Genomic DNA, 25,206 nt, shown 5'->3' with positions numbered 1-25,206 from the left:
CTACGCCGGGACAGTCGCCTTCGCCGGTCGCGCCTTCGCCAGCGTGCGCGCCGCCGCGCCCGCCACGTCCGGTGCGCCTGCCTCCGCAGCCGCGATCAGCGGACCCCACGCACTGCGCCAGGCCTCCACCGTGCCGCGCCCCGCCGCCCACGCCGCGGCACCGGACAGCACCGCCCACACCAGATCAGGACGCGACTGCCAATCGAACGCCGAATCGGGATTCTCCACCACCGCAACCGGATCGGGATTCTCCACCACCGCAACCGGATCGGGCAGATCTGCGCTACGTCGCCACTCCAAGAACTCCACGCCCGCGCCCTCACCGATCAACCCGAACACCGCCGTGTTGATCGCCGCGTTGTCGTCCTCGCGCAAATGCGGCAACACCGCCGCCAACATCGACCACGTACGACGCGACGGCCACGCGCCACCGGTCTGCGCCGCCGACGACCCAAACGCATCCAACGCATCAGGATTGCGCTGCACAAAGCCGGTGATCGAACTGCGCACCAACGCAACCCGCTGCTCATCGGTGGCCACCGCACGCGAGGCAGGTGGCGCACCCCACCCCGTCGACATACCGTCCAACCACTCATCCACAGACGGCGTGAACTCCACATGGCAGAACCGATTCGCCAACGGCGCTTCCAACTCGTACCCACCAGCGGCGCAATCCGGAGGGTTCGCCCCCGCAATCACCCGAGTTCCCTTCGGCAACTGCACATCACCGACAGTCAGATCCAGCGCCACCGCCAACATCGCCGCCTGCACAGCAGGCGGACTCGTCGTCAACTCGTCCAGAAACAGATACCCGCCACCACCGGCCACCAATTCCTTCGCCCACGCCGGAGCCTCCAACGTCACACCGTGCTCCCGCACCACCGGCAACCCAGCGAAATCCGACGGCTCACGCAACGACCCCAACACCGTCTTGCACAACACCCCATCCGCCGCAGCCAACCCACGCACCAAACTCGACTTGCCCATCCCCAGACCCGAAATCAGCAACGACGGCACACCCGCCCGCCCATTCGCATCCAACACAGTCACAGCAGTAGCCAAATCAGCCACAGGAATCCTCCAGAATCGAGCGAACTGGTCAGGTCCGCTACCGAATTAGACTCCCGAATTATATAGGTTGACCTGCACAAATAGGCGCTAGAGTCGTTTCTCACGTCCCCGGCGCACCCTGTGCCGGGGACGTGAGAAACGATCATCACGCCCGACTGCCGGCACCACCGCGTACGAGGTACGAAAGGCCGCCAACGACGTGGAGTGCCAACTCTTCGCACTCGGGCTGCGGTCCGAACTGGGAAACACTTCGTATCGTCTGAACCCCCAGCGAGCCAGACAGAACCAGTGATCCCGCAACGCCCCGAGACAATCACGGCCGTCTCCGCAACCGTCTAGGTGGCCGGCACCGCGGTGATGGCGTCCACACAAGTGACGAGCACGTCGATCAAGATCGGAAGGACAGGAAGGAAAAAGGATTTTTTCGCTTCTACAGAGCGGAGCGCAGCGGAGCATCCTCTTGGGGGACACCGCAGGTGGCCGGGCCGCCGGGCAGGCGGATGCAGTAGGTGATCCGACCGACCGGGTTGAGTGCCAGGCATTTACTCATTTGAAGCTGAAAGCGGCAAGCGGATCGTTTCCCCCTCCGCACTTAAAGACGATCAGCCTTGTTCCACCTAGTCATAAAGTATGAATGCCCAGATTGCGAGCCTATCGCGCTACCACCGACGTGATCGACGTCATGTTGTCGCAAATGTTCGGTTACCCGATTTTGCGATACCGTCAGTTACATCAAAGTGGGTTGCGGCCGATGCAGCCTTCGCGTCACAGGAGGTTTCCATGTCCCGTTCACGTATGGCCGTAGCTGCGCTGCTGGTCCCTGTCGCAGCCGGTGCTGTCGCCCTCCTCGGTGCGGGCGCCGCATCTGCCGCAACCCCGTACTCCGGCAACGGGTATGTCGGTGTTCGATTCGATCCGAACGAAACTCAATTCATTGCCGACACCAATGCCGCGGATTTCCTCGAGGTTGTTCCGAACGACTACTGGAGCATCGCCCTCGGCGAAGGCTCGATCTACAAGGGCGACGGCCAGTACGTCTACGCCAGCATCGATCAGTTGGTCGAGGAAACGGCGTCCCACCGAGGCGAGATCTCCTTCTCGCTCACCGATCCTGCGATCTGGGACAACAACATCTACATCCTCCAGAACTGGTGACCTAGGTCGAGTTCGTACGCGTAGGGCCGGTGAGCGCATTGCTCACCGGCCCTTTTCGCGTGTCGGTCATTGCCCGGCACAAGTGGTGGCCGGCACTTCGGTGATGGCGTCGGCGGTGACGAGCATGTCGATTTCGACGAGGTTGGTTCCGCCGGCATCGGTGACTCGCACGGTTACTCCGGCCAGCCATTGTCCGTCGTGTCTGTTAACTGCACTAAAAGCGGGTATGCCATCCCAACAGCAGGGGGTAGGCGATGGACGAGATTCGGCGGCAGGTTCTCGAGGGACGGATAGAGCTGCCACGAATCGGGGAGGTTCGACAAGCGGATCCATCCACAGGTGTGCCGTTCGCCGTGGTCGTCAACGGCATTCCTGTAGAGCCGATCACGGCATACCTGATCGATCTCGTTCTTTCCGACATGAGTCCACTGACCATCAAGTCGTATGCACACGACCTCCTTCGCTGGTGGAAGGTACTTGCTGCGGTGGACGTGGCATGGCACCAGGCGTCGCGAACTGAAGTCGAACTGCTGGTCGGGTGGCTTCGCTGCGCAGCCAATCCGCAGCGTCGACGCGCCGATCTTTCAGCGCCGCAGGCAGGTTCGGTCAACGTGCGAACCGGCAAGCCGCTGCTGGTTGCCGGCTACGCAGCCTCGACGATCAACCATGCACTGACCGTGATCTCCGAATTCTACGAGTTCCACCTCCTCTACGGGCGCGGGCCGCTACTGAACCCTGTCCCGACCTCGCCTGGTCGCCGCCGATTGGTGGGGCACCGCAACCCGCTCGAGCCTCCACCTCGTCTTCACCGTCCACCGCTCCGACAGAAGAAATCCCAGAGAGCTCCTCGATCGCTTCCGGATCAGATGTGGGACGAACTCTTCGCCGCGATGAGACATGATCGGGACCGCGCCCTGCTGTCCTTCGCAGTCTCGTCCGGAGCACGCGCAAACGAACTGCTCGGAGTAACCGGTGACCGTGTGGATTGGGGCTCTCAGCGGATCTGGGTGGTCTCGAAAGGAACACGTGAACTGTCTGCAGTTCCCGGGTCGCCGGCGGCCTTCGACTATCTGGCCAGATACTTCGACAGATGCGGAACCCCAGGACCAGCTGAACAGATCTGGCGCACCCTACGCGGTGATACGAGGCCACTGACCTATTGGGCCTTTCGCCGGATCATGCAGCGCGCCAACGAGATCCTCGGTACCAATTGGACTCTGCACGATCTTCGGCATACTGCGGCGGTACGCATGGCGAACGACCCGCAGCTGACGTTGCCGGAAGTTCAAACGATTCTCCGGCATCAGCATCTGTCGACGACAGAAGGCTACTTGCAACCGCGCATCGAAGAACTACACGACAAACTGCGCGAGCATTTCACTCGCCCACGCCCGCAAGTCTCGTACGCCGCGGGCTACCGCGACGAGGACATCGAGGCGGTGTTCGGTGCCCGCGACTGAGAGAGAACGTGTGGTGCGTCCGCAGGATCATCAGTATCGACTGCCGGCGCCGAAGTTCACACGACCTGCCGTCATTGCCGCCCCGCCCGAGCCTCGTTCCCTGCACCGCTACGGCGATCTCACCGACGCGCCGATCGTGACCATCTGCACGATCGCGGCACAGGTGTGGCCGACGCCAGTCAACCGTCGGCACATCCGCGATCGGGGACTACGCAAAATGGTCGATTACCTGACCCGGTATCCCGGCAACAGCTGGCAGGAACGCTGGGACGCCAGCCCACTGGCCACGACGACCATCGGCGACGTCGTAGGCGACGGGAGAGCCATCCGTTCGGAGTTCACGCAAGCCGCCCAAGCAGTGTTCGCGCTGCGGATCATTCGCCCGACACTCACCACGTTCCGAGCCAACAAGTTCGTCAACTACACGACACAATTCATCGAAGCAGAACACGATCCGCTGTTGGACGCCTTCGTATCAGCGGTCCGTGCGTCGCCACTGAGCGAGGTTTACAGACGCTGGGCGGTCTTCGACATCTGTGCGGCCCTGACCACGCAGGGCATACCGTTGGCGGATCTGACGCCAGAGGCGTTCATGCACTACGCGGTACAAACCCGCCAATCCATGAAGCGGACGGGCGTCCACTACGGGAAGTACGCAGGCCATTCCGCTTGGCAGGTCCTGCATGCGATCGGCCAGTTCCCGGCCTCGGCGCCGAGCACTCTGCGGGGCGCTCTTCGTGCTCCGCAGTTGACGACCACACAGATGGTCGATCAGTACCAGGTCGCAAATCCGGCCGTTCGGCAACTGCTCATCGACTACCTCGACCGGCGATGCGCGGAAGTGACGTATTCAGGACTCTCCCGTCAAGCCTGCGTGCTGGTCCGGTTGTTCTGGAAAGGAATCGAACGCATCAACCCCGAGCAGGCGGACCTACGCATCTCGGAACCTGTCTACCTCGAATGGCGTTCTGCCCTTACCGTTCTCGACGACGGTAGCCCTCGACTGCGCCAGGTCAGTGTTCTCATGGCGATCCGCGCGATGTACTACGACATCCAGGCATGGGCAGTGCATGAGCCGGAGCGCTGGGCGCAGTGGTCCGTACCGTGCCCGATCCCTCGCAGTGAAATGCGCGCCCTCGCCAAAGACCAGCGGCGGGCACGCGAACGCACTCACGCCACGATCCGAACCTTGCAACCCTTGCTGCCTGTCTTGGTCGAGCATGTCGAGTCACGATACGAACATCTACGAGAGTTGATCGAACACGCCACCGACGCCGGACCGGACGAACAGTTCACCATCCGAGACCAGACCTACACCCGGATCTACTCCCGCGAAGACACCAACCTCGCACGCCGCGGCGAGAGGCCACGAGTGCACGTCCGCGATGAAAACACAGGCAAACGAATGGACGTCACCCTCAAGGAAGACGCAGCATTCTGGTCCTGGGCAATCGTGGAGACCCTCCGGCACAGCGGACTACGAATCGAAGAACTCACCGAACTCTCCCATCTGAGCGTGCGCCAATACCAGCGACCGAACGGTGAAGTGATCGCATTGCTCGTGGTGGCTCCGTCCAAGTCCGACCGTGAACGCGTCATCCCCATGTCAGCGGAGCTGTTTCACGTGATCGCCCTCGTTATCCGCCGAATCACCGCAGGCAAGACCTCGGTGCCGCTCGCCACCCGCTACGACGACTACCAACGAATCACCAGCGACCCGCAACCGTTCCTGTTCCAACGCCACATCGGTCAACGCGTCGAAGTCATGACCACGGGGGCGATCGGAACGAGACTACGAGCCATCTGCGAAGAAATCGCCGCAACGGACCCACGCTTCACCGGAATTCACTTCCGCGCCCACGACTTCCGCCACCTGTTCGTCACCGACCTCGTCAACAACGGCCTACCGATTCACATCGGCGCCGCGCTGCTCGGACACCTGAATCTGGAAACCACCCGCGGCTACGTCGCCGTCTTCGACGAAGACGTCACCCGCCACTACCAAGCCCACCTCCAACGCCGAAGGGCGACGCGCCCCGCCGAGGAATACCGCCCCGTCACCGCAGAAGAATGGGCAGAATTCGAAGCGCACTTCGACAAACGGAAGGTCGAACTCGGCGCCTGCGGACGGCCCTACGCCACACCCTGCGCCCACGAACACGCCTGCATCCGTTGCCCGATGCTGCACGTTGACCCGAAAATGCTCCCACGACTGACCGACATCGAAACCGACCTGATCAAGCGACGCGAACGCGCCCAAGACCAAGGCTGGCTCGGCGAAATCGAAGGCATCGACCTCACCCTGACCTACCTTCGCGACAAACTCCGAGACACCCAGCACCGCGCCACCCGGAACACCGAGCTGGGGATTCCCGCCATGCCCAAAAGAGAGAGGGCTAAACGGAGGACCACTTGATCTTGTGCAGCCACTGGTCACATTCACACGTGATGACCTGAACCAACAGAGTCATCACGGAGATGGCTCATGATCACTAGATCTAGCTCACGGGCTCTTCTGCGACCCGCGCTCGACGGCGAATATGCCGCGGTTGCGAGCGGATTCTAGTGTGCCACTTGCGACAAGGCGGATGCGAGACTGAGCATCACCCAGTCGTCGCCGCTTGCACGGAGTTGTCCACTTTCGAGCGCACTACCGAGATCAACGCGGCCGGCGACAATCGCAGCTAGGGTCGCGGAGTCGGTGACGATTGACGCGTTGACTTCTCCTTGGGCATGCCCAGGCGTAATCGCCGAGTTGTGCCGATCAACCGTCGCAACCGCAGTGGATCCGTCGATTGTGAACTCGATGACTGCAGGAGGGGCGCTGTCGCTCAAGGCGTTTCGCATCGCTCGACCTACGAATGCCAGGCTCCACTCTGGCTGGAAGCCTTGATCGGGAAGTCGGGTCTTGCTGAGGCTGTGGCGTGCTCCCCAAACAGCGATAGGCGCCAACGCATCCACAAGTTCCCAGCCAGCATCGGTCAGCTCGTACACCGTGGATGCAGCCGGCGGCGGAAGGTCACGCCGAACGATGACCTTGTCGACCTCCAGTTGCTTCAGGCGCGCTGCCAGGAGGCTGGTGCCGATCCCTTCCAAGGATCCTGCGAGGTCCGAGTAGCGCTTCGGTCCGCCACTCAGGTCTCGCACAATGAGTAGTGTCCACCGCTCGCCGACTGCGTCGAGCGCGCCGGCGAGACCGCAGAATTGGTTGTACGTGCGCCTGGACATGGTGTCGATGATACTCACGCCAGGGAACTATTCAAAGTTGGAGAATACAATTCTGCATTGCTCACTTCAAAAAGTTATGTGATGATCGTTGCGCGGCGAGGACACGCCGCATCACGATCCGAGGAGATGTCCGTGACTGACCCGCAGCACGATTTCGTCGATGCGTTCGCAGACTTCTGGAGTAGGCCAGCACCGAACCGCTTGGACGAGATCCTCCACGATGATGTAGTGCTCAGACAGCCTCTTTCGCCCCCGCTTGTCGGCCTGGCTGCGGCCGAGGCGGAGTTCGAGCGACTGTGGTCATGGACGCCTGATCTGAGGGCTCATGTGGAGCGCTGGCAGGGGGATGCGACAGTGCTCTTCATCGAGATCCGCCTGTCGTCCACCATCGCATCGCGCTCAGTGGAGTGGGGTGGGGTTGACAGATTCCTACTTCGCGGCGCCAAGGCAGTCGAAAGGATCTCCTACTTCGATCCGATTCCCCTTGTGGCAGAACTGCCCCGGCATCCATCGGAGTGGTGGAGTTGGTGGCGTTCCGGCGCTGCGCGGCCGTGGTCCAGCGGGCACCAACTCACCCGAAGCGAGACACATCCCACCAAGCAGGAGCGTTAGATGAGGGTCCTCATAGTCGGCGCGACAGGGCATAACGGCGTGGCGGTCGCCCGAAGGCTAGGCGCTCAAGGTCATCACATCAGCGGACTCGTAAGGGACGAGGCACGAGCGCCAGACTGCCTTGACGCGGTCCATGTCGGCGATGTAGTCACGGGTGCGGGACTTGCGCAAGCTGTTGCTGGTATCGATGTCGCCTACTACTTCGTCCACTCGCTCGACTCTCGGGCCCAAGATGATCTCGACCTGATAGCCGCGCGAAATTTCGCAAGCGCGGCAGCCGAGGCGGAGGTGAAGAGAGGTGTCTTCTTCACCACCTTGCCGGCGCCCAACATCGGCGAGCCTCCTCGTTACCAGCGGAATCGCCAGGCAGTGCAGGTCGCCCTTGCTGAACGGCTCAACGAGCTTACGGTAGTGCGAGCAGGCATGGTCCTCGGCGACCGATCGCGTGGGATGAGACCGTATGCCCAACTGGTGCAACGTGCTCCGATCATCCCGATGGGGCCTTGGCGGGACAACAGGATGGCCGTCGTTGACTCCGAGACGGTGTCAACTTGTCTGGTACGGGCGGGGGTAGCCGACCAACCAATGGGATCTGTTGACGTGCCAGCATCCGCAGAGCCCACGCACGAGGAACTGGTGCGTGCAGTGATGCGGACGCTCGGAGTGAACAAACCGATCCTTCGGCTGCCGTGGAGCAACCCAACCATCGACGCGTTCCTCGTCTCCCGGTTCACCGATGACTCGTACCACTTCAATCGGCACCTAGCCACTATCAACAACTTTGACTACACGGTCGATCCATCGTGCGCAAAGCCATTTGCCGACATCGCACCTCAACAACTCGATGCTGCCCTGCGCTCAGCACTAGCCCCGTACATCGCACCTCAACGGAGGAAGAGCAGCTGATGGCGACGATCCTCGTTGCCACATTCGAAGGGAGCGGCTGCATCCGAGATCGTCCGGCGCCTCCGCGCAACTGACGGCGCAAGGGCAGCTGCCGACCGTCTCGAAGACTTGATATGAGCCCCCCAGATTCAAGGAGCAAGCAAGTGAACCACTCAACCGCTGCAATCAAATTCGCTGAGTCTGCCGAGCGCATCACGAACAACGCGCTACTCGACGAGTGGATCGCTCTATACCATCCAGAGGCCACAGCGGAGTGGGTCTTCGACGGCGCACGCGACGTCCATGCCGGAATCGCAGAGATATCCGCTGCTGCCACCGAACTCGCGCACATTTGGAAGAAGTACGGGCTTACGGTACGCAAGCGCGTCGAATGTGCCGACGCAAACACCGTAGTGCTCTCGTGGACTGGAGGATTCGGCAGCCGCCATACACAGATCGGAACCGAAATATGGACACTATCTGACGGTCTAGTGATCGAACATCGCATGTACGGCCACCTCAACATCCATTCGTCCACCAGATTCATCGCGCAGCTCAGGCTTGCAATCGCCGCCCCTCGAATCGCTCTTGAGATTGCATATCGCAGATTGGCAGAGCGCTCGGGATAGTCGCAAGTACTGTCAAGGCCCGGTTCTGGAGTGTCCATCGAAGCTGAATCGACGCCTAGCTTGACTAGTGCAGAGAATGCATTTTCGCCCAGTATTTCAAAACGCCGTCCAGGTAGCCGGACATGTAGAGCGCGGATGTTTTCACGCGCATGCTCACGTGATCGGCGCGTGATGCTCCCCCACGCCCGAGCGGGAGGGCACGGCCAATGTCGACTTTCACGGCCCTCGGCTCGTCGAATGTCCTGATCACAGGGTGATCGGGCCAGCGTTCGGTCCAATGGTCAGTGTTGATCACTGCGCTGCCCTCAATGGCGGGGTCGCAGCACGCGTGCTGTCGTCGACGGTTGCCCAGCGGAGCTGTCCGCTCTCGTCGCGGATCTCCAGGCTGCCTGCGCGTTGTTGGAATCCTTTACCGACGGCCGCGACGTCGAGCCGAACGCCTGTCACACGCCCTCGCCCCGCTGACAGACCCGTATATCCGGACACTCGCGACGAGATCCGCAGATCCGGACCGTCCCATTGCCCTTCTGTGACGATCAACAGCGATCCCTTACTTTCTTGCCCGCGCAGCCACAGCCCTTCCGCGAGAGGGCGTTACAGCGCCACCAGAGAGCCCCAGAACAACGACGTCGAAGCCCTCCAGCAAAATTGCGGCGCAGTCGATTGCAGCGTCCTTTGGCTGCGGCACCAGCGCGACTTCTCTAGGGGTGTGAATCTGTTCCTCGCCGCCAGCGCGAGGATTTTGCAGTTCAGAGGCTTAGGTGCGGGCGCAACAGTTTGCCAGAGGTGTAGTGCAGAGAGTCTCGAATCGTCAACGGCCTACTCGACCGCCGGGTATCCACACATCCGTAACGGACCGGATCTTTCCATCCAACGCATCACGGCGGCATACGCTGCTCGGCATACGCTGAGATTGCCTCCGCAAGCCATTGGGGAAGGGCTGGGTCAATCGCCTCCACGAAACCGCGCTGAAGTGGATCGTCCACATACATCGTGCCCAGTGCCCGATAAGCCGCCGCCGAAGGCGTCCAAAATTGGCTCACCGCAGCATAGTGTTCGGCGACGACATCAAGAACTTTCGCGGAGGTGGCCGCGGCTCCTGTAGCCATGAAATCCGCGAATTTCTGCAGTAGACGAGATTGCTGAGCGCTCATGTGCGCGACATCGGCCTCGGTCATCGCCGTAGGCGGGAGAGATCCGGCGATCTCCGACACGGCCTTGCCGAATCTGTCATCGAGCCGGTTTGTGAACGCGGAGAACTCTCGCTCATGCCTTTCCTCGTCGTAAAGTGACGCACTCTCGAGCGACACGACGTGTTCTTCGAGGGTGGAGATGAGTTGATCGAGACGATCCCTCTCCACCGTGAGGGTATCGATATGGATACGAAGCGACTCGGCTTCGCCGTCACCTCCAACCGTCACATCGCGAATCTCGTCCAGCCCTAATCCACTGCGGCGTAACGCAATAATTCGATACAAGCGCGGCAGCTGCGCTTCGTCGTACCAGCGATACCCATTGCCGGACACCGTGGTCGGGGTGAACAATCCGAACTGATCCCAATGCCTGAGCGTTCGCGCGGATACTCCCACTCGCCGAGACACCTGTCCTATCGACAGTTCCGCCACAGAATCCTCCCACCCACTCCACGACTTGACCTTCACATTGTGTCAACTTCTACCGTCCCAGACATGGGAACAACTATCACGAACGTACGTGTCTTCGACGGCCTGGATCTCACCGCTGCAACAGCGGTCCGACTCGAACTGGGAACGATTGTCGACCTCGGCGATCCGTCCATCGCTCGCGCCCACGACGACCTGATCGACGGACGCGGAGGCACTCTGCTTCCGGGTCTCATCGACTCGCACGTCCATCTGCTCCCCGGTGCTCCAGCACAATCACTGTCGTTCGGTGTGACCACGATCTTGGACATGTTCAGTAAGCCGCCACTCGTTCAGCGCGCCATCAGCGAAGGCGACGATCGCGGAAACGCGACGGTATTCAGTTCGAGTATCGGTGCCACCGCACCCGGTGGGCATCCGTCGATGATGTACGCACCGTTCCCGTATGTCAGCAACGCTCAGGAGGCGGCGGATTTCGTCAGGGCCCGGCGCAACGAAGGCGCAACATACCTCAAACTGTTCTACGAGAGCGGCCAAGGGGTCGGGATGACGCTGCCATCACTCGAACTTCCGACCATCCGCGCACTCGTCGACGCGGCACATGCGGAGAACATGCTCGCAGTTGCACACGTGCATCAGGCTGTCGACGCGGTCGAGGTCGTCGACTGCGGAGTCGATGTTCTCGCTCACGCACCGACGGATGAGATGACACGCGCCCAGATCGCCGCGATCGTCGAGGCCAAGGCGGCTGTCATCGCCACTCTCTCCATCCAAGACGGGTTTCCGGCCCTCGGCGAACCGGCGCCGTTGCTCACCCAAGCGGCTCTGGTCGATGCACTCAGTCCGGCGTGGATCGACGTACTCGAAGCTCAATCGACGCGGTGGATGCCACCGCAGATGCCTTCATTCGAGATCGCAGCACAGAATGTCGGGGCTCTGCACCGAGCGGGTTGCACCATCCTCGCGGGAACGGACGCACCGAACCCCGGCACGGTTCACGGAGCTTCGCTGCATAGGGAGCTACAGCATCTGGTGACCGCGGGACTCTCGCCTGTTGCTGCACTACGTGCTGCGACCGCGGATCCGGCGGAGGTCTTCGCACTCGTCGGCCGCGGGCGGATCATTCCTGGCGCCATAGCCGACCTGGTGCTGGTCGATGGAAGACCTGACGAGGTCATCAGCGATTCACAAAAGGTCGTCGGAGTGTGGAAACGAGGAGAACGGCAAGATCTCACCAGCTACGACGGTTCCGCGGCCGAACGTGCGGGGATCTCCTTTCATCATGAGCAAACTCAACGAGTCATCGACGCGGTCATCGCGATGTATCCGCAATTTGCACAAGAGCTGAGAGGGCAATCGTTCGCCCGCACAAAACAACCCGAGAAGGACACTCACTGATGCGGTCCCCTGAACCTGTGCATCGCGACGACGACGGCGAACTCATCGGACTGCTGAAAGGAAATGCGACTGGATTGTTCGAGCCGTGCACGCTCTTCGGCTATCCCCTCACTGAAGCGACAACACACGAAACCGCTACCGAATACCTCACCAACCACGGGTTGAGCTACCTGGCTCAACACTGGGAATTTCGTGACGGCGATCAATGGCTGACGGCGCAGATCATCGAGGCCAACCTCACCACCGTGACCGTCCGTCTCATCGACTACGGTAGCCCGGACACATACGGCAGCCAACGAACATTGCATCCACCCTCCATCGAACACATTCGACTCTGCCGTTGACTGCATCCAATCGCGCCCCTCTGCGATCTCGGTGTTCTCCGAAATATCGGTGAACATTCAAAACTGTTGCCTTCGAATCAAATACGAGACATTCAGATCCTGTTCATATTCGCAAAGAGTTCACGGTTGGCTGTCCGGGCCGCGTCGAGTTCCTGATCACGTTCTTCGAGTCGACCGATGAGGTCGACAACCTGCTGCTCAAGCGAGATGATGCGGCGTTGGAGTTCCTCTACGTCGGCGGGTGCACCGAGCCCGGACTCGCCCCAGACTTGTCGTCCGAGCAGTTCGGAGAGTTTCCGCTCCAGGAGCGCGTTGTGGGCGGCGAAGCGGGCGATGCGCTGTTGCGCGTTGGCGAGGTCCGCGTGCAACGATTCCCGCGTCACCGCAGCCTCCCTCGCCGTAATGATTGTCGGCGCAGCTTGTGCGGTGTAAATCTGAGCCAACAGGTCCTTGTGGCGGTACAGGAAGGTGCGGTCCACTCCTGCTGCTCGGGCGATCCCGGCGACACTGATCTGCATTCCGTCCGCCACGGCGGTCTCGAGTGTGGTCAGTACTCGTTGTCTGCGACGAGAGGTGTCAGCGCGGCGACCGTCGATCATCGGATTCGTCATTGTTCAGATGTTCCTGTCCGGCCGCACATCAGGTAGCGGTTGCCTGACCTGCGGTGTCCCAAGGCCGACGACGGTGGTGCGTGCCCGGCGCACGACTCCGATCGATTCTTCGATCTGAGCGCGATCGTTGGTCGGCAAGTCGTCGACCTCGGCTTTGATCTGTGAGATCAGGCGGCGGATGCGGGAGATTTCCGCTTCGGAGGGCATCGCTTCTGCCGTGGCCCAGTCATCAGCGACGAACGTACCGCGAAGTCGCTCGCGGCTACGCAGCAACGCGGCGAGATAGCCTTCGAGGTCGGGCAGGTACGACACATCGGTCGAGAAATGAGAGCACCCGACGCATCGGAACCGGATCGGGCAGTCGTGCCCGCCGGCGGCAACATTGCTCGGTTCGCTGCAACTTCCGTAGGGGACAGCGACCTCGCCGACCGCGCGGCGGAGGTGTTCGGAATCGAGTAGCGCGGTCGCTTCACGCCAGATCCGGGTTCCGTGTCGGTCGAAGTGCATACTCGTGAGCCGATCGACGGCTTCCCTGCGTCTGTCTTCGCCGACGCGGTAGTACACCTGTGTCGTGCCGATGTAGCGATGACCCATCAACTGGCACAAGACATCCACGCCGACACCTGCGTCGGCATGGCGCTGGGCGTAGGTATGCCGGTAGGCGTAGAGAAATATCTGGGACCTGTTGAACGGCAACATTTTCGTCACCCGTTTGCCTTTGGATTCCACTGTCATCGGGATGCTGATGTCGGGGAGAGTGAGGATCCATTCGTGATGGCGTTTGCCGAGGTATTTGTCGTTCAACGCTCGCCGTCCGTGTGGATTTCGTGTGGGAGCGGAGATGAGTTTGAGCGTCTCGATCGGCTCATCGGGGAATCGGGCACGGACGCGCTCGCATTGGGCGATGACCGTGGCGGCAGTGGCTTCGCCGATCGGCAGACGTGCACCCCGGTGATCGGCTTTGAAGTTGGTGTAGACGAGGACAGGTTTGCCCTGCTCGTCCCGGTCCAAGCAATCGAGGTCGAGCCGGCAGATCTCGTCCGGGCGCCGTCCGGTATCGATGATCAACTCCACGGCCACTCGAATATCTCTCGTGCTTGCCTGCTCCAATTCGTCGAGATGCTCGCAGATATGCCGCATCACCTCGATCGGAAGGTCCCTGCATTCCTTCTCGACATCGCCTTCCTGAGGTATGTCCTCCGGATACAGGATGAAGTCGTCCGGAAGTCCGTGCATCGGCTGACCCGGGCGGGTCAGGCCCAGCGCCCTCATCTTCCCGGTCAATCGACGAAGATCCTGCACCGTGACATGCCGGGTTTTCGCGCTGATCGTTCCGTCCGCGCACAAGAACGTCAACCGATTCAGAAATCCACACATATCGCTACGTGAGAGCAGCTGCGGTTCGTTGCCGTGGTCACTCGGTCGTTGCAACCGTAGGTTTTCCGACAATCTCGCCAGGGAGCGGAGGTCGTTCTGCGCGGCAGCTTTCGCGTTCAGTGAGCGCCGCTGAGGCAGATCGTTGTACGCCCAGATCTTGGCCGCTTCCCGCAACCACGGTTGCGAGATCTTCCCGAATCGCAGCGTCCCTGTGTAACCGAACACCGAAGTGTCCCAGTCGTCTTTGACTCGTTCTGTTTCCGGAGTCAACCGCAATCGACGCACGGACTTGACGATGTATCGACAAAGGATCTTCGAACTCTCCGCCAGCTGCGTCGGATCCACCTCCTCAATCGACCGGCACTCTTCGGCCAGCAGTTTCGCGATCAGCGGGCGGACGTGCTCGGGCAGCGTCTTCGCACCCCACTCCGTTCGGTGTTGCACGCCGAAAAGTATCTCGGCGACAACGCGATCCGGCAGGCCTCGCAGGCTGCATTCGTTGACCGTCGGAATCGCGGCAGCCGTACGCCGAAATCGCGCTTCGTCCACATCCTGCCCACCGATCGCTGCATCAGCGATCAAACGGTTCCAATGCAGAGTGTGGTTGACGCAGTACGCCCCACTTGTGCTGCGGTCACGGGTGCATGCCGCTACCTGACACGGTCCGAACGAAGGTAATGCGACCACCCCGGACCGCGCCAGAAACTCCTCCAATGACACATTCGCCGTCTTCACGCGCGACCAGTGGTGCGAATGGCACAACACTGCGTGGCGCGAGGCCCACGGTCGCTCACAGTCCGGCACTGCGCACATGCCCGCACCGGACTGCGTCCACTGTCGAGGTGTCTTCGCGAACTCCTCGACAGGCCGGCGGCCATCGGCAATCCACCGCTTCCGGCAGAAAGGGCACAAACTTTGCGGATTGTCGGCCTTGATCCCACAACCGGTCACCACGCATTGCCTGCATCCCAACTGCGGATGCTCACGTGGGAAGTACGTGACCCTTCGCTCCGGCGACCATCCCAACACTTCCAGGAAGTCGGGTCTGATCTGTTCCCACAACGACGCGGCAACGGCATCGTCGTCCCTGTCATCGAAGAGAGGCAACGCCTGTGAGGTCGTCATGACAAACCTTCGATCACCGAACGCGGGGACGGAACCCGCTCGACCGCGGCCCGCAACCGATCCGGTGACGGATGAAGATACGGTTGCGCCGACATCGGGGACGCATGGCCGAGTAACACCTGTATCTCGTCGATCAATGCGCCGGAATCAGCCAGATTGCTGGCGAACCCGTGCCTGCACTGATGCGGCGAAATCGGCCGGCCCAGCTGCGCTCGCGCACACAACGCCTCGAACAACTCGTTGATCGCGCCCACCGTCATCGGGGCACCCAGCGGCTCCCGAAACAAATTGACCAACAGGAAGTCGCACTCTGCGGCAGCGGGTTTCGTCGCGCGTTCGAGCAAGTACAGATCGAGAGCACGTACCACCAGGAAATCGAGCGGAACCGCTCGTGGGTGACGCGATTTGGCCACCGCACCATTCGAATTCTCGCGCCGCACCACGTGCACATGCGCCCCACGAATCAGACATCGATGCACCGCATTATCCGGTAGCAGATGCACATCACTGCGGCGCACACCCACCAGCTCACCACGACGTAACCCCGCACGGGAAAGCAGCAACACGATCAACCGATCCCGCGCCGACCGACACACCCGAAACAGTGCGACGAGTTCGTCGTCGCTTGCCCGATCGACGTCTGTTCGGGGTTCGCGCAGACTGTGACGAGCTCGCAAGCGGTAACGCAGGATTCCGTCCTCTCCCTGCGCTGCCAACGGCAGATCACGGGTGTCGGCGAGCTCGTAGAGCTGCTCGAGTACCGCCCCCGGCGCTTCCTTCGCCACCACCGCGAACGAGAGGAAGCCTCGAACCGCAACAAGAATGTGATTGATCCGAGAAGCGCCCCGAACCGGTTCGGCGCCCGGCCCCGCCACCACTGACGAGCTATCGACGCGCGTGTACTTCAACCACACGATGAACAGGCCCATATCCCTTGCCGCCGTACGCCATTGACGACCCGTTCGATCGCACCACCGGAGGAACAATGCGATGCTCTGCGCGTACGCCTTCGTCGTCGACTCCGCTCGATCCCGCCCGAACCGCAACTCCCGCAAATAGCGGTCCGCCACCGCCATCACGTCGTAACCGTCGTCGACCACCGTCCAATACCGCCCACCCGACGGCATCCGCACCAGAAAAGCCCTCACAGCATCTCCTCTCCTGGCGCCACAGAACACGACAGCAGCCACACCCCCAAAGAAGCGGTGCGAGAACGCCCTTCATGCATCCTTGCACGACATCACGCCACAGAACTGAAAACCCGAGAGAACGCGACCTTCGCCAAGTCGCCACCTTGCTCGTGGAAGGCGAGAAGTCCGAGACCAGGCATGCCGATCACCGCCACGTGTCCCCCGTCTGCGGTGATGGTGGCGAGTAGTCCGATGAGGACCGATGCTGCGCCGTCGACACTGACGACGGTTCCTCGGGCCAACCCGCCGCGTGGGAGCAGGTCACCGATCGGCTCCGGAACGGGAAGCATCCGAAGGGTTGATTGCGTGGTGGCCACGATCGGAGTTGGCTCGCGCTCGCCGACGGGTTTGAGCATGACCGACGGCGTAGCGAGTTCGGTGCCGTCGGAGCGGGCCGGGATCGAGGCCATCTTGCGGCGTAGCTGTTCGAGCTTTTCTGCCTTGGTCAGCACTGTCGTTGCTGATGAGTGGGGCTGTTGGTTCATCGTCGCCCCGCTTTCCTGCATCCGCGCGTACGTCCCGCACACCCAGGATACTCGAACATAAGTTCGATCAGAACCGTATCGGAAAGGTCCGGATCGCTACGGTCAGGCCACTGGGTCGAGCAAACTCGGATTGTTGTTCCTGGGAGAGTTCACAGCAGTCGAGACTTCGTACGGTTCGAGGTGCGGCTCAGGAACGGAGTTGATCATGGCTTGAACTTCGCCTTTGTCGGTCAGGTTCGGGTCGAGCCAGTGTTCCCAGAACGATTCGGGCAAAATCAGGGGGGATCTGTCGTGTATGTGTCCCGTGGCATCGGTTGCTGGCCTCGTGAGGACCGTGCAGGTCCATACCCATTTGTTCGGATCATCCTCGGGCAGTTCGGGATCGGGCCACAACTCGTAGAGTCCGGCCATTGCAAGGATGTCGTCCTCGCCGTGAAGGAAGTATGGAATCTTGGACCCGGCTTCACTTTTCATCCATTCGCAGTAGCCGTTCGCGGGAATGATGGCACGCCGTTTGGATGCACTACTTCTGAATGACGGTTTCTCCGTGACGGTTTCACTGCGAGCGTTGATGAGTTTGGAGGCCATCTTTCGATCCTTGGCCCAGGCGGGCAGCAGGCCCCATGTGACGGTCCGGAGCTGGCGCTGGGGCTCGGCGCCGGGTTCCTCGCGTGGGGTTCGTTCGAGGATCACCCGGACCGGTTGTGTGGGGGCGACGTTGTAGGACGGTGGCAGTTCGTCGCCGACGGTCTGCATGGTGTCGAAAAAGGACTGCAATTCCCTGCTCGAGCTTGTGCTTGCATATCTCCCGCACATGGCCTGACCTCCCCGTAATCGGTTCTCGTCCCATTGAACAGCGTGGGTCCGACTTCCGCGTGAAACGGCGTGTGATGATCTGTGCGAGTACGTCGTCGACTGTCGAGGAAGGGGAAGTGCGATCACCAGTCCTCGGCCGGCGCCCACGGATGTCGCGTTGGCGATCGTGGCCGCAACAGTCCTCGGTGTCACCGTCGGGGTTCTTCGGGCCGACGTGGTGGCCGGTGTCGCGGTCGGAGCCGGAACCGCGGCGATCTTCCGCTTCGTGCTGCGCTCGATCATCCCCCGGAAATGATCGCCTGCACTGGTCAGCGGTGCGGAATAACTCTTCGGGGTTGTTCGTTGTAGAGGCTGTCGGTGCTGACGTTCTTTGCCCCGGGTACCACCGAAAGAAATGCCGCTTCGAGCGGCCACTTGCCGAGAGGCGCAAGACGGGCATCGACCCTGTGAAGCCGCTGGACACCTTTTCGGTTCCGGCGGCTTCGTCAATTCCGGCGAGAGACCGAGGATTCGTCGTGGGCCGTGCGCGATACTCGCTTGCTACGAAAATATGCGACCGCGACTGAGTCAGCATCGGACCGGGTTGCCACGGCGTAAGCCGTTCTCGGCGTGCTCAATTCGGATAGACGGCAATCTCGATGAGATTGCCCTCCAGATCCCGACAATAGTGCGACACCATCTCTCCGAGGGCACCTAGTTTGGTCACGGGACCGTCGAGCACCTCCACCCCACAGCTCTCCAGGTGGGCACTGACAGCATCCGGCGACGCCGACGTGACGAAGCACAAATCCTCGGAACCTGCCGCCTCGACGGCACCGGTGGTCCAGCCCGGGTCTTGCTCCACCGTTCCGAGAGGCCTCAAATTTATCTTCTGATTGCCGAACTTCACCGCAGTGCGCGCCGTAGGGCCGAATCGCTCGATCGTCATTCCGAGTACTGTCGCGTACCACTGGGCTGTGGCGTCGACGTCACGACAGTTGATCACGATGTGGTCAAACCGCTCGACCGAGAATCCCATGGTTGTGCACCTCATTCATCACCGTAAACCACTCCAGAAAGTCACCCTATCGCGACGGCCCCACCTGCGTTCTTTGTGCACATGCCCCGCTTCGAGCGGCCACTTGCCGCGAGGCGCAAGGCGGGTACCGGCCCCTGTGAAGCTGCTGGACACCTTTTTCGGTGCCGGCGGCTTCGTCAATTCCGGTGGCATACCGCGGATTCGTCGTGGGCTGTGCGTTTGCTTGCTGCGGAATCCGCGAGGGCGTTATTCCTTGCCGTCCGCGACGGGCTGTTCCCGCAGAGCCAGTCGGCGTGCCACTTCGATGACCGGCACGTTCATTTCCTGAGACAGGGTCCGAATAGGCCGAAACGCCGCAATCGCATCGAGGTCGAAGCGTTCCATGATCATCCCTTTGGCCTGCCCGATCAGATCACGAGAAGCCAGAGCACTACTGAACTGCTCGCCACGCCGTGCACTCGACAGCGCAATAGCCGCATGAGTAGCCAGATTGAACGCCTGCTCCTCGGTTTCGTCATCGATGCCACCGGCGTTGTCGGAGAACAGGTTCAGCGCTCCCAACTCTTGACCGTCGGTGTACAGCTGGATCGAGAGCACCGACCGGACCGGCGTCTGCTCGAGCGCCGCAGCCATCAACCGTGGCCACCGCGCCTCCGACCCCACATCGTCGATCCGGACCGTCTGACGGAACCAGATCGCATCGAAACACGGGCCCTCACCATAGTGATGCTGCAATGCATCGAAGCGCCTCGGCACCGCGCCCGTCGTCGCGACAGATTCGAGGTTGTCCAGGCGATGCCCCGGCCGCGAACGCCGCACCAACGTCACACCGGCATGATCGACACCGTCGCAGTTTCACCGCGCCCTCGGTGACTTCCTCAAGCACCTCCGACGCAGACTTCACACCGCCCCGCAGTGTTCCATGAGCCGTTCGCGCCAGATGTGAGATCCGTTCGTAGATATCCGGAACAGGCCCCTCCGATGCCTCCACGATCCCGCTCTCCCTTCACCCGTCGCGTCACTAGCGAAGACTTTTACACATACCGACAAAAAGGACATCCTCGGGTCTGCGGGAGACGGAAATCGGCATCGCCGTACGGACATCGGTACCCGGCGATCGGCGGCTGCTTCGCGGGTGCGGGCGCGGACGTGCGGATGTGCACCGATCACCCGTTTCGGGTACCGGCAGACATATCCGCCCCCCAAGGAGTCGCACATGCCGCGGGAAACCCACGTTCAACACTGTGCGGCATTGATCTGCGCTTACATCACCGACGACGATGAGGGCTGCGACACTCTGCGCGACACGCCAGGATTGACCTATCAGCAGTGGTACATCTCAGCGACCATCCTGTGCGCCACAGTGCTGGATCTGCTCGCCTTCCTGCTCGACAGCCACCCGCTGGCAGTGATCGAGAAATACACCCCCCACCGCCACGCCGTCTTTCCCGGGCCACGCCATCTCCGCGAAGCAACGATCGCCATCGTCTACTTCGACCTGCATCAACAAGTGCCCGCAGCTGAGGCATTGGGCGCCAACGTCATACCGACTCTGTTCGACATCGCAATAACCGCGATCGAACACGTGGCACTCCTGTGGGGCCGACCACCGGTCGAGGTGGCACGTGTGCTCACCGTCGCCGCCGCAACTCACGAACAGCAACCATGGTGACCACACAACGGGGCGAACAGCATCACTTCCGCCAGTGCCCGTTCCCCAGAACCTCCGCCCAATCAGCTCTGCGCCGTGGGGTACGGCTGGCTTCGCAACAGACGCGCGAGATGGGCCGCATTGCGGGCTGCGGTCGCATTCGTCGACGCCACCGCATCAGGAATCGTTTCGAGGTCGTTGTAGTCGCCGGGCGTCATCGCCTCGCCGTTCCAATACGTGCACCCCTGTGCGGGGATGCTGAAGCCACAGTCGTCGAGCGCCTGAAACAAGGACGCGACGATCGCATGGGCCCCGTCTTCGTTGCCGACCACCGCGGCCACCGCCACCTTGTCGAACAGAATCGGTCGGCCTCGTTCGTCCGTCTCCGACAGTTCCGCATCCAGGCGCTCGAGGGGCACGCTTGGCTACGCTCGACATCTGTCCCAACCACGTCGGAGTGGAGATCACAACGATATCGGCGCCATGGATACGATCGCGGATCTTCGGCCATTGGTCTCCGTTACCCATGTCAGCGTCGACACCGGGGCGGATATCGAAATCGACCAGACGAATTTTCTCGCCGACCACGTCATATTTTCGTAGTTCTGCAAGAACCTGATCGGCGATCAACTCGCTGCTCGACGGAGCCGGCGACGGCTTGAGCGAACAGGTCAACGCAAGTGCAGTCAAGGAAGTCATGTCCGGCAACTACCCCAGATCGGCGCCGCGCACACCAGCGCCCGAGCGACCGGCGCCTGACGTCTCGTGCATGCGTCCTCAACGCTCACGCCCCTCCCCTCGGCGCGCTCACGGACAGAACCCCGTCGGGCTCCGAGAGCGAAACCCGACGGGCAGTATGTACCGCGACCCGGCAGAGGTCAGGTACGACACTGGCGATCCACCGGTAACGAAGTTTGGGGGTTCGGCTACCGGTGGATCGCACTATCCCTACCCGGCTTGTCCTCGAGGCAAACGTGTCCCTCACTGCAGGTCGAGGGGTAGTGGACCATCAATGAGCAGACATCTCTCGCCGCCGCCACTTCTCTGGTAGGTCGCTGATCGGACGCTGACCCGCCAGACGAGACCAATCCACACTGCCAGCCCCGAGCGGTTCCCCCGGCTGTCGTCTCAACCGGGCGGAACCTTCGGACCCGGCGATACCCAACGAGGCAACCCGCCGGTCAACCGCATCCTGCACCCCATCTACCCACGCGGACGTCGACAGAAACGCGCTAAACCCGCACTGTGATAACAACATTGAGAAATGGGCACACTCTGGACGGCTACCCGTCGATCCGCGCAGCCAGGTCAACCCCCTCCTCGAATACTTCTCACACAGCCCCTACCCGGCAGCCGCCTCGCCCGCGGCCCGTCTGATCTCGCCCGCCACGGATGATGACACGGCGCATCCCGGGTGCCGACGATCGGTAAACGGAATCGAGCACACCTGCAGTACTCAGGCCTACGCCATCACACGGCGCAAATCAGCGTCACGCCGCATTCTCGGTCCGTGCATTCAGTTGCGCGGGTTCTACCTTTCATCACTGTCGCCGCGCTCCGCGGCGAAACGGTAGACCCGGGTTCCGCCCTCACGATCCATGTACTGGATGCTCCACAGCGTGCGATCGACCTGGCCCAATTCGATACTCCGGATCGCTTCCTCCAAGGTCGGATACTCCGCTGTGCGTTGCGCAGCACCGTCGTAGAGAAAAGTGAACTCTAAGGATCGAGCCAAATGGCTTCGGGTCGGGTCCGCTCGCAGCTCGCGATCTCATCGGATATACCCACGGCAGTGCCCAGAATCAGTTCGGTTCCTCAGAGGCTCGCAGCGACGGAGGTGTCGGTGGGCGCGGATATAGTCGGCGGCGTGTCTGTGCAAATTGGTGTCCACGTGGAAATCTCCGGGTTGCGCGACGACCGGGAGCAGGTTGGCATGACGATGCTGCTGACCAAGGTCATGCGGGAACATCGAATGGATGACGAAGTATTCGTCAGCATGCGGGGCAAGGGGGCGGACCTGTCCGTGCACGCCGATTCCGGCGATCACAAGCTGATCTTCAGCGGGTTCTACCGCTGGGCGCCCGACTTCGAGAAAATGCTGACGGCGCGGGCTACCCAGCTGGTGTCGCACGCGCAGGTGCACTACGGCTGGGAGTACGAAGATGAGTTCTGATCCGCGCTTCGCCGGACCGTGGGACGACCGTCTGCCGGATCCGGTGCCTGTCATCCACCGCAATCTCGACGTGAGTGTGGGCGGCCTAGAGCTGACGACACTGACCCGTGAGCACCTCGAGTACTGGGTGCGTTGCATCGAACTGCAGCGGGGTAACACCTTCATGGTCGTGGCCCGAGCTGACGAACCCGGTTTCATCCAGGCCTATCGCAACAGCGCCACCGACTTCGACCTCGAATGGTGCGATGCGCCGCCGCCAGCTCCGAGCAGGCAGGCTGTCGTCAACGACGAAGCACAGATCGTGGCCCTGCTGTGGGCCTGGCTCGAAGGCGATTACACCGAGCTTGACGCACTGGATTGGGAGTCGGTCGACCGCAACTGACAAGCCATGTGATCGTGCAGAGGCATTGAAGTACGCATGTGGGAAGGCGGATTAGGACCGAATGCGTCTCTGAGGTACCGACGGCAGTGCCTCAGAATCGTTCGTTTTGGCGCCACTGTGCGGCATTGGGCCTTCGTCAAAAACGAGCAACAAGGAATTAGCATCCACACATGCACGTCGACATCGAAGGCGCCACCCGGATCGCCCGCCTCGCCGCAGAATTCGACTGGACCTGGGCCGTCGACGACCTGGAACCATTCTGCGCACAGGCTGGATGGGAGCTCGTCGAACTCAGGCATGCTGGCGCCTCGATAAGGACGAACCTGCATGTCAGTCGGCCGAAGGCGAACATGTTTGGGCGGCAACACAGAATGGATTGGATCTCGATCTTCGTCACGGACGTGGCAGATGATGCTACGCCCATGACAGTCGTGCGCCCGCTGCGGAACGCAGGGTTCGCGAATCTCACTGCGGCACTGAATTCCGTCCTTCCGATACCCACGTACTCCGAGCCCGGACCTGAGGCAACTATCCGGTGGGACCTGCCCAAAGTGGTCGTCATACTCAGTATGAGCCCCAGCGCGATCCACCTGCGACTGACGAGTCCGGGGTATCAGGCATGGGTGGATGAGCCCGAACCGGAGTACGAGGACTAGCGATCGAGGTCGGCGAGATCGCATCCGGTGCGGGAACAGGTTTTTCCAGCGGCCGGTATAGCGGCTGCAGGTCAGCTTCGAAGAAAACCCTGCCAAGTTGTTCAGCGAGTCACGAACCCGCTAAATCACGTCAAAGTTGTTTTCTCACTGCAAGTTCCGGTACAGGGCGCTGAGGGCGACGTTCAACACTTCCGCAATTTCGGTCATGGATACGCCGTCCCCGCGCATTTTGTTCGCCTGCCGCTTCTTCGCTGCGGTCAGCGAGGATGGCCGGCCTCCGACGCGGCCGCGATCGCGAGCCGCGGACAGTCCTGCCATGGTGCGTTCACGGATGAGGTTACGCTCGAATTCCGCTAGGGCGCCGAAGATGTGGAAGATCAGCTTGCCACGCGGCGTGGTCGTATTGGCCCGGCCCCGGACAGGGGGCAGGCCGGCACGGTGATGTTAGAGAGCGGTCAGTGGGCGTACCGGTGCTGAGCCGAATCCGATGAAGATGCCGGAGCGTCCTGACCCGGCGTAGGAGTGCAGCAGTACGGCCCGCACCAATGCCTCCGACAATTCGGCTATGTCGGAAAACTCATTGCCGTGACACACAATGTGAGTCATAATATGAAACATGGATGTGAAACGGCTGCCCGTAACACTCGACAGCGACGACCAGGCGGAACTCGCCCTGTTCGCCGACCCCGAACGGCGCGAAGCAGAAATCCTGCGGGAATGGGCTCAGCAGCAGCACATCACCATCCGTGACAATTCCGAATCCGGGATCGCCCGAGCCCTGCTGCGTGCGGGCGCCGAATCACTGCGCGAGAAGGCGCTCGAGGCAGGCTATGCCGAGCTTGCCAAGGATCAAGCGGAGGGTCTGAGTGAGCAGCGAACACGTCGTAATCGCTACGCCGAGCGTGTCGACCAGGCTTACAACGAATGACGGCCGCGCTTCGCGGTCAGATCTACTGGTTCGATATGGGACATGGCGAGAAGCCGTGGGTGGTGGTGTCCAACAACGTCCGCAACCGCAACCTGAACACAGTCCTCGCCGCACGCGTGACCACCACACCGAAGCCCGGCGTTCCGACAGCCGTCACCCTCGGGGCCGCCGATCCTCTCGTCGGTTCGATCCTGGCGGATGACCTCATCCAGCTCTTCGACGACGAAATCGCCGCAAGCAGGCCCGCGGGATCGCTCTCCCCCGCCACCGTGGTCAAACTGAACAAAGCACTCGCGATCGCACTCGGACTGCCCTGAGCGGCAACTATCGGGTCGGTGAATTCAAGCGATCGAAGAGGCGGGCGGATATCTGTCGCGGACACCGTTCAGC

Annotated in this window: 28 protein-coding genes and 3 pseudogenes; 15 read left to right on the top strand and 16 right to left on the bottom strand. The window is 61.5% G+C overall.

The genetic code is table 11. From position 1 onward, the window contains the following. Entirely contained in the window at window positions 1-1,071 is a 1,071-nt protein-coding gene (locus AC2ETI_RS29425) for a P-loop NTPase family protein (RefSeq protein WP_483634763.1), read from the bottom strand. 780 nt (window positions 1,072-1,851) lie between these two features. Between AC2ETI_RS29425 and AC2ETI_RS29420 the strand changes: the two genes are divergently transcribed. From AC2ETI_RS29420 to AC2ETI_RS29410, 3 genes are all read left to right on the top strand, one after another. Next, on the top strand, window positions 1,852-2,226 hold the full coding sequence (locus AC2ETI_RS29420) for a hypothetical protein (protein ID WP_483634762.1): 375 nt from the start codon (window positions 1,852-1,854) through the stop codon (window positions 2,224-2,226). Window positions 2,227-2,480: 254 nt separating this feature from the next. Further along, window positions 2,481-3,686: a tyrosine-type recombinase/integrase gene (locus AC2ETI_RS29415; RefSeq protein WP_483634761.1), complete on the top strand. Its 1,206-nt coding sequence runs from the start codon at window positions 2,481-2,483 to the stop codon at window positions 3,684-3,686. Further along, entirely contained in the window at window positions 3,673-6,102 is a 2,430-nt protein-coding gene (locus AC2ETI_RS29410) for a tyrosine-type recombinase/integrase (RefSeq protein ID WP_483634760.1), read from the top strand. The genes AC2ETI_RS29415 and AC2ETI_RS29410 overlap by 14 nt, the downstream gene beginning before the upstream one ends. A gap of 146 nt (window positions 6,103-6,248) precedes the next feature. Here AC2ETI_RS29410 and AC2ETI_RS29405 read toward each other — a convergent pair whose 3' ends face one another. Beyond that, entirely contained in the window at window positions 6,249-6,932 is a 684-nt protein-coding gene (locus tag AC2ETI_RS29405) for a winged helix-turn-helix transcriptional regulator (RefSeq protein WP_483634759.1), read from the bottom strand. A 114-nt stretch (window positions 6,933-7,046) separates the two neighbouring features. Here AC2ETI_RS29405 and AC2ETI_RS29400 point away from each other — a divergent pair, with 114 nt between their 5' ends. The 3 genes from AC2ETI_RS29400 to AC2ETI_RS29390 all read left to right on the top strand — a co-directional run bounded on the left by AC2ETI_RS29400 (window position 7,047) and on the right by AC2ETI_RS29390 (window position 9,040). After that, on the top strand, window positions 7,047-7,526 hold the full coding sequence (locus AC2ETI_RS29400) for a nuclear transport factor 2 family protein (RefSeq protein WP_483634758.1): 480 nt from the start codon (window positions 7,047-7,049) through the stop codon (window positions 7,524-7,526). After that, window positions 7,527-8,432, top strand: a complete 906-nt coding sequence (locus tag AC2ETI_RS29395; protein ID WP_483634757.1) for an NAD(P)H-binding protein — start codon at window positions 7,527-7,529, stop codon at window positions 8,430-8,432. Between the two features lie 143 nt (window positions 8,433-8,575). Then, window positions 8,576-9,040 carry a nuclear transport factor 2 family protein gene (locus AC2ETI_RS29390; RefSeq protein ID WP_483634756.1) on the top strand — a complete coding sequence of 155 codons (465 nt, stop codon included), beginning with the start codon at window positions 8,576-8,578 and terminating at the stop codon, window positions 9,038-9,040. Between the two features lie 64 nt (window positions 9,041-9,104). Here the strand turns inward: AC2ETI_RS29390 and AC2ETI_RS29385 are convergent, their stop codons facing one another. From AC2ETI_RS29385 to AC2ETI_RS29375, 3 genes and pseudogenes are all read right to left on the bottom strand, one after another. Next, complete coding sequence (locus AC2ETI_RS29385; RefSeq protein ID WP_483634755.1) at window positions 9,105-9,260, bottom strand: hypothetical protein; 156 nt, start codon at window positions 9,258-9,260, stop codon at window positions 9,105-9,107. 71 nt (window positions 9,261-9,331) lie between these two features. Next, window positions 9,332-9,740 (bottom strand): annotated as a pseudogene (locus AC2ETI_RS29380) (hypothetical protein); the annotation flags it as partial. A 178-nt stretch (window positions 9,741-9,918) separates the two neighbouring features. Continuing rightward, entirely contained in the window at window positions 9,919-10,641 is a 723-nt protein-coding gene (locus tag AC2ETI_RS29375) for a MerR family transcriptional regulator (protein ID WP_483634796.1), read from the bottom strand. An 87-nt stretch (window positions 10,642-10,728) separates the two neighbouring features. Between AC2ETI_RS29375 and AC2ETI_RS29370 the strand changes: the two genes are divergently transcribed. Then, complete coding sequence (locus AC2ETI_RS29370; RefSeq protein WP_483634754.1) at window positions 10,729-12,060, top strand: amidohydrolase family protein; 1,332 nt, start codon at window positions 10,729-10,731, stop codon at window positions 12,058-12,060. Next, window positions 12,060-12,404, top strand: a complete 345-nt coding sequence (locus AC2ETI_RS29365) for a hypothetical protein (RefSeq protein ID WP_483634753.1) — start codon at window positions 12,060-12,062, stop codon at window positions 12,402-12,404. Before AC2ETI_RS29370 ends, AC2ETI_RS29365 begins: the two co-directional genes overlap by 1 nt. 92 nt (window positions 12,405-12,496) lie before the next feature. On the opposite strand, the gene AC2ETI_RS29360 is transcribed toward AC2ETI_RS29365, so the two are convergent. The 5 genes and pseudogenes from AC2ETI_RS29360 to AC2ETI_RS29340 all read right to left on the bottom strand — a co-directional run bounded on the left by AC2ETI_RS29360 (window position 12,497) and on the right by AC2ETI_RS29340 (window position 18,008). Further along, a complete protein-coding gene (locus AC2ETI_RS29360) occupies window positions 12,497-13,015 on the bottom strand; it encodes a DUF6262 family protein (protein WP_483634752.1) in 519 nt (172 codons plus the stop codon). A 3-nt stretch (window positions 13,016-13,018) separates the two neighbouring features. Continuing rightward, a complete protein-coding gene (locus AC2ETI_RS29355) occupies window positions 13,019-15,517 on the bottom strand; it encodes a tyrosine-type recombinase/integrase (RefSeq protein ID WP_483634751.1) in 2,499 nt (832 codons plus the stop codon). After that, a complete protein-coding gene (locus AC2ETI_RS29350; RefSeq protein ID WP_483634750.1) occupies window positions 15,514-16,665 on the bottom strand; it encodes a tyrosine-type recombinase/integrase in 1,152 nt (383 codons plus the stop codon). The genes AC2ETI_RS29355 and AC2ETI_RS29350 overlap by 4 nt, the downstream gene beginning before the upstream one ends. A 122-nt stretch (window positions 16,666-16,787) precedes the next feature. Next, a pseudogene (locus AC2ETI_RS29345) lies at window positions 16,788-17,192 on the bottom strand (hypothetical protein); the annotation flags it as partial. Between the two features lie 102 nt (window positions 17,193-17,294). Beyond that, window positions 17,295-18,008 carry an SOS response-associated peptidase gene (locus AC2ETI_RS29340; RefSeq protein WP_030003027.1) on the bottom strand — a complete coding sequence of 238 codons (714 nt, stop codon included), beginning with the start codon at window positions 18,006-18,008 and terminating at the stop codon, window positions 17,295-17,297. A gap of 166 nt (window positions 18,009-18,174) precedes the next feature. On the opposite strand from AC2ETI_RS29340, the gene AC2ETI_RS29335 reads away from it, so the two are divergent. Further along, on the top strand, window positions 18,175-18,303 hold the full coding sequence (locus AC2ETI_RS29335) for a hypothetical protein (RefSeq protein ID WP_276328053.1): 129 nt from the start codon (window positions 18,175-18,177) through the stop codon (window positions 18,301-18,303). A 318-nt stretch (window positions 18,304-18,621) separates the two neighbouring features. Here the strand turns inward: AC2ETI_RS29335 and AC2ETI_RS29330 are convergent, their stop codons facing one another. Both AC2ETI_RS29330 and AC2ETI_RS29325 read right to left on the bottom strand, forming a co-directional pair. Continuing rightward, the gene (locus AC2ETI_RS29330; protein ID WP_030003028.1) at window positions 18,622-19,026 is read right to left on the bottom strand and encodes a VOC family protein; all 405 of its coding nucleotides are present in this window, start codon (window positions 19,024-19,026) and stop codon (window positions 18,622-18,624) included. Between the two features lie 246 nt (window positions 19,027-19,272). Beyond that, the gene (locus AC2ETI_RS29325; protein WP_144440174.1) at window positions 19,273-19,854 is read right to left on the bottom strand and encodes a GAF and ANTAR domain-containing protein; all 582 of its coding nucleotides are present in this window, start codon (window positions 19,852-19,854) and stop codon (window positions 19,273-19,275) included. A gap of 388 nt (window positions 19,855-20,242) precedes the next feature. On the opposite strand from AC2ETI_RS29325, the gene AC2ETI_RS29320 reads away from it, so the two are divergent. Beyond that, window positions 20,243-20,698, top strand: a complete 456-nt coding sequence (locus AC2ETI_RS29320) for a hypothetical protein (protein WP_030003029.1) — start codon at window positions 20,243-20,245, stop codon at window positions 20,696-20,698. Window positions 20,699-20,760: 62 nt separating this feature from the next. Here the strand turns inward: AC2ETI_RS29320 and AC2ETI_RS29315 are convergent. Further along, window positions 20,761-21,376: pseudogene (locus AC2ETI_RS29315) on the bottom strand (flavodoxin family protein). A gap of 832 nt (window positions 21,377-22,208) precedes the next feature. Next, on the bottom strand, window positions 22,209-22,412 hold the full coding sequence (locus AC2ETI_RS29310) for a hypothetical protein (protein ID WP_030003030.1): 204 nt from the start codon (window positions 22,410-22,412) through the stop codon (window positions 22,209-22,211). Window positions 22,413-22,544: 132 nt separating this feature from the next. Between AC2ETI_RS29310 and AC2ETI_RS29305 the strand changes: the two genes are divergently transcribed. The 3 genes from AC2ETI_RS29305 (at window position 22,545) to AC2ETI_RS29295 (ending at window position 23,888) form a co-directional block, all read left to right on the top strand. Next, window positions 22,545-22,850 (top strand): hypothetical protein, encoded by a 306-nt coding sequence (locus AC2ETI_RS29305; RefSeq protein WP_144440173.1) that lies wholly within the window; start codon window positions 22,545-22,547, stop codon window positions 22,848-22,850. Next, window positions 22,840-23,232, top strand: coding sequence for a hypothetical protein (locus AC2ETI_RS29300; protein WP_030003032.1), 393 nt, complete (start codon window positions 22,840-22,842; stop codon window positions 23,230-23,232). Before AC2ETI_RS29305 ends, AC2ETI_RS29300 begins: the two co-directional genes overlap by 11 nt. Window positions 23,233-23,402: 170 nt before the next feature. Continuing rightward, window positions 23,403-23,888 (top strand): DUF6301 family protein, encoded by a 486-nt coding sequence (locus AC2ETI_RS29295; RefSeq protein ID WP_030003033.1) that lies wholly within the window; start codon window positions 23,403-23,405, stop codon window positions 23,886-23,888. Window positions 23,889-24,032: 144 nt separating this feature from the next. Here AC2ETI_RS29295 and AC2ETI_RS29290 read toward each other — a convergent pair whose 3' ends face one another. Beyond that, the gene (locus AC2ETI_RS29290; protein WP_338051112.1) at window positions 24,033-24,206 is read right to left on the bottom strand and encodes a helix-turn-helix domain-containing protein; all 174 of its coding nucleotides are present in this window, start codon (window positions 24,204-24,206) and stop codon (window positions 24,033-24,035) included. A gap of 126 nt (window positions 24,207-24,332) precedes the next feature. Beyond that, on the bottom strand, window positions 24,333-24,494 hold the full coding sequence (locus AC2ETI_RS29285) for a protein-tyrosine phosphatase family protein (RefSeq protein WP_158510669.1): 162 nt from the start codon (window positions 24,492-24,494) through the stop codon (window positions 24,333-24,335). A 10-nt stretch (window positions 24,495-24,504) separates the two neighbouring features. On the opposite strand from AC2ETI_RS29285, the gene AC2ETI_RS29280 reads away from it, so the two are divergent. Next, window positions 24,505-24,816 carry a hypothetical protein gene (locus tag AC2ETI_RS29280; RefSeq protein ID WP_051636644.1) on the top strand — a complete coding sequence of 104 codons (312 nt, stop codon included), beginning with the start codon at window positions 24,505-24,507 and terminating at the stop codon, window positions 24,814-24,816. After that, window positions 24,813-25,133 carry a type II toxin-antitoxin system PemK/MazF family toxin gene (locus AC2ETI_RS29275; protein ID WP_030003036.1) on the top strand — a complete coding sequence of 107 codons (321 nt, stop codon included), beginning with the start codon at window positions 24,813-24,815 and terminating at the stop codon, window positions 25,131-25,133. The genes AC2ETI_RS29280 and AC2ETI_RS29275 overlap by 4 nt, the downstream gene beginning before the upstream one ends. Window positions 25,134-25,206 lie beyond the last annotated feature (73 nt).

Source organism: Rhodococcus sp. MurmanLake-1 (assembly GCF_056945715.1).
This window is presented reverse-complemented; position numbering and strand designations above follow the sequence as displayed.